Below are 7989 nucleotides of genomic sequence, written 5' to 3'. Positions count from 1 at the left end.
ATTAGACCCGGCGGGGGTCGTGCGGCCCGGCTTGGTATGCTACCGCTCAGTTCCGCCATAGACCACTGGTTTGCCAGTGGGGGGCGCCCTCCGGGGGGGGGCCGCCCCACTGGCGTATGGCGACTTTCGGAGAACTCAGCGGAACTCAGCAGGACGAAGAACTCAGAAGAACACCGACCGCCGCTGCACCAGCAGCTTGTAGAGCGTGTGCTGGATCTGTTCGCGGACCTGGTCGGTCAGGTTGAACATCAGCATCGGGTCCTCGGCCGCCTCCGGCGGATAGCCGTCCGTCGGGATCGGCTCACCGAACTGGATCGTCCACTTCGTCGGCAGCGGGACCGCGCCGAGCGGACCCAGCCACGGGAAGGTGGGCGTCAGCGGGAAGTACGGGAAACCCAGCAGCCGGGCCAGGGTCTTGGCGTTGCCGATCATCGGGTAGATCTCCTCGGCCCCGACGATCGAGCAGGGGATGATCGGCGCGCCCTGACGCAGCGCCGTGGAGACGAAACCGCCCCGGCCGAAGCGCTGGAGCTTGTAGCGCTCGCCGAAGGGCTTCCCGATGCCCTTGAAGCCCTCCGGCATCACCCCGACCAGCTCGCCCGCCGCGAGGAGCCGCTCGGCGTCCTCCGCGCAGGCCAGGGTGTGCCCCAGCTTGCGGGCCAGCTCGTTGACCACCGGCAGCACGAAGACCAGGTCGGCGGCGAGCAGCCGCAGATGACGGCCCGCCGGGTGGTGGTCGTGCACGGCGACCTGCATCATCAGGCCGTCCAGCGGCAGCGTCCCGGAGTGGTTGGCGACGATCAGCGCGCCGCCCTCGTCCGGGATGTTGTGCAGACCCTTCACCTCGACCCGGAAGTACTTCTCGTACACCGGGCGCAACAGCGACATCAGGACCTGGTCGGTGAGCTCCTCGTCGTACCCGAAGTCGTCGACCTCGTAGTCCCCGGTCAGCCGGCGCCGCAGAAAGGCGAGGCCGCTCGCGACGCGCTTCTCCAGACCCCCGTCGTCCCGCGGCTGCTGCGGCGGCTCTTCCTCACGCGTCACGGGAACATCATCCTGCGAGATCGCCCTGCCGGGCAGGGGCTGGACCTCGCGGACCAGTGCGGGCTCGCCGCCCTTGCGTCGGCTTCCCGCGCTCCGGCGCCGCGGCGGCCGCTGCACGGCGCTCCCGCGGGTCCGGTCGTCATCGAACGGAATGACCTTGGCGTCCGCCATCGTTGATGCGCTCCTCAGTTGGCGCTCTGCGTCGGGAGGTGGCCGCTGCCCCTCAGGGACAGCGCGGCGATCCGGTCGACGGCCCCGCCCAGGGCCTCCGGCGGCAGCAGCCCGGGACCCTGGCTGCGAGCGAAGTCCGCGAACGTTTCTGCGGTCGTGTACTTCGGCTTGAAACCGAGCGTCTCGCGCATCTGGTCCGTCGATACGACCCTGCCGTGGGTGAGCAGTCGGATCTGCTCGGGCGAGAAGTCCGACACACCCAGCGTACGGACCAGGGAACCGGCCCAGGTGACCGCGGGCAGCAGCAGCGGCACCGTGGGGCGGCCCAGGCGCCGGGAGCACTGCGAGAGCAGCAGGACGCCGTCTCCGGCGATGTTGAAGGTGCCGCTGTTGAGCGTGCCCCGCTCCGGCTCGTGCGAGGCGATCCGCAGCACCTCGATCACGTCGTCCTCGTGCACGAACTGCAGCCGCGGGTCGTAGCCGAACACGGTCGGCAGGACGGGCAGCGAGAAGTAGGCGGTGAGGGGCGTGTCCGCGTTCGGGCCGAGGATGTTGGCGAAGCGCAGCACGCACACGGCGACGTCCGGGCGGCGCCGGGCGAAGCCCCGCACGTATCCCTCGACCTCGACGGTGTCCTTCGCGAACCCGCCGCTGGGCAGCGACTTGGGCGGGGTGGTCTCGGTGAAGACGGCCGGGTCGCGGGGCGCGGACCCGTACACGTTCGTACTGGACTTGATGACCAGCCGCTTGACGGTGGGGGACTTCTGGCAGGCCCCCAGCAGCTGCATGGTGCCGATGACGTTGGTCTCCTTGACCGTGGCCCGGCTGCCGCTGCCCAGCGGGGTGCCGGTCACGTCCATGTGGACGACGGTGTCGGCGGCCGTCTCGGCGAGCACGCGCGCGATGGTGGGCTGCCGGATGTCGGTCTGGATGAAGTCCGCCCCGCCGAGATGGTGCTCGGGCGGCACCGCGTCCACGCCGACGACCCGGTCCACCTGTGGGTCACGCTGGATCCGCCGGACGAACCGGCCCCCTAGCTGGCGGGCCACTCCGGTCACGAGCACGACCTTGCCCAAGATCAGCGCCTTCCTTCCGTTTCCCGTGTGCGGGCCAACTTAGCGGGTTGATGTTGCGCTGTGATGACCACCCGATGCGCGAAGTGACGGGAACAGGTGTATTGGAATATGCGTGTGGCCCCCCACCGTACTGGTGGGGGGCCACACTCAAGCTCTCGCTACGTCGAGCCGTACTACTTCTTGTTACGGCGCTGGACGCGCGTGCGCTTGAGCAGCTTGCGGTGCTTCTTCTTGGCCATCCGCTTGCGCCGCTTCTTGATAACAGAGCCCACGACTACCCTCGCTCACTTCTCATCACTCGGTGCTGGGCGCCATGGGCCCACACGACCTACGAGGGGCTAGCCTACCCGCCCGAGCGCTGAGGTCGTAATCGAGGTGCTCCGGGGTGAATTCCCGGGGTAGCCGTCAGGCCGTCTCCACCCCCACATAGCTCTCGCGGAGGTACTCGTGTACCGCTTGCTCCGGGACGCGGAACGAACGCCCGACCCGGATCGCGGGCAGATGACCGCTGTGCACCAACCGGTACACGGTCATCTTCGACACTCGCATCACCGAGGCGACCTCCGCCACGGTAAGGAACTGAACCTCGTTCAGAGGCCTCTCGCCAGCTGCAGCCATGACACACCTGAACCTTCCGCACTCGACGGCCACCGGCTTCCCCTTCCGGTGACTCTTCGTCGTTGCGTGCTCACTCCCCAATGTAGGGGCGTGTGATGCGAGTGGGGAAGAGGTGCACCCATCGGCGGCCTACTGTGACAGACACGCTCGATTGAGTACGTAGCGGGTAAGCGGGCGGTAGTAATCGGACCGCACGGCGTCATCAAGTGGAACGACGACGGACACGGCCCCCTCGGCCTCGCCCACGAAGAGCGCGGGGTCGTCCGTATCCGCCAGGCCAATGGCCTCGAACCCCAGCTGACCTGCTCCGCAGACCCAGCCGTGATCGCCGACGACCAGCTCGGGCAGCGGCCCGCCGGCCTCGGCCGCCGCGGCGAGCGCGGTGCGAACCGGCAGTGGTGAATGCGTGTGTGCGCCGGGCTCACAACCGGGGCGTTCAGCGGCGGGGTCTCTTACGAGGGCAACACCTTGTACGTAATCAAGGTTGTACGTGCGTAGGCCGAACCGGGTCGTTATGTCGACACAGCGACCCTGCGCCGGGGTGAGGACGTCACATCCCGCCGCCGACAAGGCGTCTGCCAAGTCGGCGTAGAACCCGAGCAGGCGGTGCGGGTGCCCGGTGCCGAACAGCACGGGGGCGCCACGCCGGGCCGCGGCCGCGAGCCGGGCCGCGAAGGCGTCCAGCCCGGCCAGGGTCCGCTCCGGGTCGATCACATCCTGCCCGGTTCTTTGTGCAGGATCGGCCGAAACCCCACACCTCTTTGCCATCAGTCCGATCAATTCCCGCTCGTCCCAAGACCATTCGGGATCGATCCCCAGGAGCACCCGGGGATCGCGAGCGGCGAAGAGCCGATAGCTCCGCAGGCTCTCCTCCCGCGAGGTGGCCACCGGCCCGGCGAGCCGGGCGGCCAGCAGATGCGCGCGGAGTCCTGCGGTGCTCACCACGGGTGCGATGGTGACGGACCGGGACCGCGGCCGTGGCACGAACGGGAGAACACCGCACGGTTGGCGTAACGGTTCGCTTCGGGGCCCGGCATGATCCAAACGAGAGGCCCTAGGCCAGCAGCCCGCGCAGGGGGAACACCGCCCGGCGGGTCGCCCGTACCGCCTGGTCCAGGCGGTCGGCCGGGTCGTACCCGGACTCCCAGTCGGACCAGGACAGGGGCCAGCGTCCGTCGGTCATCCGCTGCGGCGCCAACTGCCGGGTGCGGGCATAGACTTCCTGCCGCCAGCCCTCGGGGATCACCGTCTCGGGCGCGACCTCCCGCCCGGCCGCGATGCCCACCAGGTGCGTCCAGGACCGGGGCACGACCTCGACGACCGCGTACCCGCCGCCGCCCAGCGCCACCCACCTGCCGTCCGCGTGCGCGTGGGCGAGCTCGTGGCAGGCCACCTGTACGGCACGCTGCGCGTCCAGCGACACGGCCAGGTGCGCCAGCGGATCCTCGAAGTGCGTGTCGGCCCCGTGCTGCGTCACCAGCACCTGCGGCCGGAAGTCGGCGAGCAGCTCGGGCACCACCGCGTGGAACGCCCGCAGCCACCCCTCGTCCCCGGTCCCGGCCGGCAGCGCCAGATTCACCGCCGAACCCTCCGCCTGAGCCGCCCCGGTCTCCTCCGGCCAGCCGGTCTGCGGGAACAACGTACGCGGATGCTCGTGCAGCGAGATCGTCAGAACCCGCGGATCCTCCCAGAACGCCGCCTGCACACCGTCCCCGTGATGCACGTCGACGTCCACGTAGGCCACCCGCTCGGCCCCGAGCTCCAGCAGCCGCGCGATCGCCACGGCCGCGTCGTTGTAGATGCAGAAACCCGACGCGCCCGCCGGCATCGCGTGGTGCAGCCCGCCCGCGAAGTTCACCGCGTGCGCCACGTCCCCGCGCCACACCGCCTCGGCCGCCCCCACCGACTGCCCCGCGATCAGCGCGGAGACCTCGTGCATCCCGGCGAAGGCGGGATCGTCGATCGTGCCCAGCCCGTACGCCCCGGTCGCCGACCCGGGATCCGCCGACGCGGCCTTCACGGCCTCGATGTAGTCCTCCCGGTGCACCAGCCGCAGGGTGGAGTCCCCGGCGGGCTTAGCCGCGACGACCTCCACCTCGCGGTCGAGCCCCAGTGCTCCGACCAGACTCCGGGTCAGCGCAAGCCGCACCGGATCCATCGGATGGTCCGGGCCGAAGTCATATCCCGTTACTGCTTCGTCCCACATCAGCTGTGCGCGGCCGCTCATGCCCGCCACCGTATCGGTCCGGTTGAGCCGCGAACGACCGGGCGTACCCCAACGTCACCAGCACCAACACCATCGGCACGAGCATGGCCCCGCGGTAGCTCCAGGCATCCCCCAGCGCCCCCACCAACGGCGAACCGATCAGAAAACCCACGTAATTGAAGATGTTGAGCCGCGCGATCGCCGCGTCCGAGGCCCCGGGGAACAGCCGCCCGGCCGCTGCGAACGTCTGCGGCACCAGCACACACAGCCCCAGACCCAGCAGAGTGAACCCGAGCATCCCCACCCACGCGTCGGGCGCCAGGGACACCACCGCGAACCCGAGCGCCGCCACCAGCGCCCCCAGCCGCACCACCGCGACGGCACCGAACCGCCGCACCCCGAAGTCCCCGAGGGTCCGCCCGGCCAGCGTGGTCACCATGTACACGTTGTACGGCACCGTCGCCAGCTGCTCCGAGCTTCCCAGCACGTCCTTCAGGTACTTCGCGCTCCAGTTGGAGACGGTGGAGTCCCCGATGTAGGCGAAGGTCATCACGAGACACAGCGGCAGCAGCAGCTTGAAGACCACGCCCCCGCCGCCGCTCCCGCTCCCGCCGTCCGTCGCGGCCTCCTCGGCGGGCGCCGGCTTCCCGTCGACGTACCACCGGCTGCCCACGAGCGCCGCGGGCAACAGCACCGCCACCACCGGCAGGTACGACACCCACAGCGCCAGATGCCAGTGCGCCCCGGCCCAGGCCAGCGAGGCTCCCACGATCCCGCCCAGGCTGTTCACGGCGTGGAAGCTCAGCATGATGCTGCGCCCGTACGAGCGTTGCAGGCTCACCCCGAGCATGTTCATCGAGGCGTCCAGCGCGCCGACGGCAAGCCCGAAGGCGGCCAGCGCCACCCCCAGCTCGGTCATGTCCCTGCCCGCCCCGACCCCGAGCAACGCCAGCAGCACCACCGGCTGGGACCAGCGCAGCAGCCGGCTGGGCCGTATTCGCTTCACCAGCTGCTCGGTCGTCACGCTGCCGACGCCCGCGAGGATCGGTACGGCGGCCAGGAAGACGGGCAACAGCGCGTCGGAGACGTCGTACCGGTCCTGGATGGCCGGGATGCGCGTCACGAGCAGCGCGAAGGTGGCGCCTTGAGCGAAGAAGCTGAACGCCAGCGAGGCCCTACCGCGCCGCAGTACATCTGTCATGGCGGCGAGCGTAGGGCCCCGGCGTACTGGTGGGTAGATCAAGCCAAAGATGAATTTCCCTCAGCTTTACCCGTCGTCATCAGGCGGCGACGGCAACCTCGTTCTTCACGGCCTCGCTCTTGGCCGCCCCGGCCTCGACCTCGGCGGCCAGCAGCTGCTCCATCGGCGCGACGGCCAGGCCGCCGCTGACCACGAACGCGATCCCCATCGCACCGATCATGATCACGGTGCCGAGCCACACCATGGTGTCCACGGAGACGGTGTACGCACCCACGACCCGCACGATGCACTCGGCGAGCAGCACCACACCCCAGACCACGGAGAACGCCCGCTCCTTGCGCAGGAAGGCCGCCGAGCCGGCCGCACCGCCCGCCACCAGCCGCTCCCAGGCGGCCTCCTTGGCCGCGTCCCCCTTCACCAGGAAGGGCTTCATGCCCGCGGTCATCATCGGCCGCCCGAGCGCCACGGAGACCAGGATCCCGATACCGACGGTGCTGCTGACGGCGCTGTCCTTGGCGAGCATCAGCCGCGGGTCACCGGAGACGAAACTGAGCAGCAGCGAGACGACGTTGACCACCAGGATGAGTGCGGCCAGGCCGTTGGCCTGCCGCTCCTTCACCAGGCCCCACACGGTCCGCAGGGCCGGCACCACGCTGCTCCAGGCGAGCGCCGCGAAGGTGCTCATCCCGAGGGCGTCCTTGAAGAGGTAGTACGAGCCGAGCGGCACCGCCACGTCCACGAGCAGCGGCTTGAAGTTGTCCAGCACACTCGGGTTCTTCTTCTCGTCGGCGGTCCGGCCCTGGGTCCCCGTGTTCTTCGTCATGCCCTCAGCTTCGCCGCCGGCCGGGGTCCGCCAGTAGAACCGATCGTCCAGAGGTCCGCATGACAAATGTCAGCCCCGCCCCGGTGGCACGGGTCATACCAGCAGGTCAGCCAACTCACCCATGTCGGCGAACAGTTGGTTCGCGCCCGTGAGCCGCTCCGCCGGCGTCATCGCGGTGAACCCGTACACGTCCATCCCGGCCGCCACGGCCGCCTGTACGCCCAGCGGACTGTCCTCCACGACCGCACACCGCTCCGGGGCCACACCCATCCGCTGGGCCGCGTACAGGAAGAGATCGGGCTCCGGCTTGCCGCGCCCCACATCCTGCGAGCTGAAGATCCGGTCCTCCTCGAACCACCGGTCCAGCCCGGTCGTCCGGTGGCCCACCCGAATCCGCTCATGACTCCCCGAGGAGGCCACGCAGTACGGCACCCCGTCCGCGGCCAGCTTCTCCAGTACGTCCGCGACGCCGGCCACGGGCTTCAACTCCCGCTCGAACGCGGCGAACACACGTGAGTGGAAGGTGTCGTCGAAGTCGTCGGGCAGCCGCTGACCGCTCCGCTCCAGGACGAGCTCATGGATCCGGTGCATCGCCGACCCCATGTAGTCCCGGATGGAGTCCTCGTACGACGTCGGGTGCCCCAACTCGGTGAGATAGGCGGCCAGCAGCCGGTTGGAGATCGGCTCGCTGTCGACGAGGACACCGTCGTTGTCGAAGATGATCAGGTCGTATCGCATACCTCGACCCTAAAGGACCCGGAACGCAGAAAACCCCCGCATCTTTCGATGCGGGGGTTTTCCCAAAGATTGTTCGGCGGCGTCCTACTCTCCCACAGGGTCCCCCCTGCAG

9 protein-coding genes are annotated in these 7989 nt (G+C 69.5%); all 9 read right to left on the bottom strand.

Going from position 1 to position 7989, the window contains the following annotated elements; all coding sequences use genetic code 11:
• Positions 1 to 162: 162 nt before the first annotated feature.
• On the bottom strand, positions 163 to 1215 hold the full coding sequence (locus ACWGKT_RS48040) for a lysophospholipid acyltransferase family protein (RefSeq protein WP_235459794.1): 1053 nt from the start codon (positions 1213 to 1215) through the stop codon (positions 163 to 165).
• A 14-nt stretch (positions 1216 to 1229) separates the two neighbouring features.
• On the bottom strand, positions 1230 to 2291 hold the full coding sequence (locus ACWGKT_RS48035) for an NAD-dependent epimerase/dehydratase family protein (protein ID WP_235459795.1): 1062 nt from the start codon (positions 2289 to 2291) through the stop codon (positions 1230 to 1232).
• 173 nt (positions 2292 to 2464) lie between these two features.
• The gene (locus tag ACWGKT_RS48030; RefSeq protein WP_003948845.1) at positions 2465 to 2563 is read right to left on the bottom strand and encodes a 30S ribosomal protein bS22; all 99 of its coding nucleotides are present in this window, start codon (positions 2561 to 2563) and stop codon (positions 2465 to 2467) included.
• Between the two features lie 133 nt (positions 2564 to 2696).
• A complete protein-coding gene (locus tag ACWGKT_RS48025; protein ID WP_004984898.1) occupies positions 2697 to 2909 on the bottom strand; it encodes a helix-turn-helix domain-containing protein in 213 nt (70 codons plus the stop codon).
• 129 nt (positions 2910 to 3038) lie between these two features.
• Positions 3039 to 3854, bottom strand: coding sequence for a phosphatase (locus tag ACWGKT_RS48020; protein WP_453278749.1), 816 nt, complete (start codon positions 3852 to 3854; stop codon positions 3039 to 3041).
• 109 nt (positions 3855 to 3963) lie between these two features.
• A complete protein-coding gene (locus ACWGKT_RS48015) occupies positions 3964 to 5136 on the bottom strand; it encodes an acetoin utilization protein AcuC (RefSeq protein ID WP_356156681.1) in 1173 nt (390 codons plus the stop codon).
• Positions 5087 to 6316: an MFS transporter gene (locus ACWGKT_RS48010; protein ID WP_453278748.1), complete on the bottom strand. Its 1230-nt coding sequence runs from the start codon at positions 6314 to 6316 to the stop codon at positions 5087 to 5089. Before ACWGKT_RS48010 ends, ACWGKT_RS48015 begins: the two co-directional genes overlap by 50 nt.
• 79 nt (positions 6317 to 6395) lie before the next feature.
• Positions 6396 to 7139 (bottom strand): VC0807 family protein, encoded by a 744-nt coding sequence (locus ACWGKT_RS48005; protein WP_453278747.1) that lies wholly within the window; start codon positions 7137 to 7139, stop codon positions 6396 to 6398.
• Between the two features lie 93 nt (positions 7140 to 7232).
• Complete coding sequence (locus ACWGKT_RS48000; protein WP_453278746.1) at positions 7233 to 7877, bottom strand: HAD family hydrolase; 645 nt, start codon at positions 7875 to 7877, stop codon at positions 7233 to 7235.
• Positions 7878 to 7989 lie beyond the last annotated feature (112 nt).

The organism is Streptomyces sp. NPDC054794 (assembly GCF_053611585.1).
This window is presented reverse-complemented; position numbering and strand designations above follow the sequence as displayed.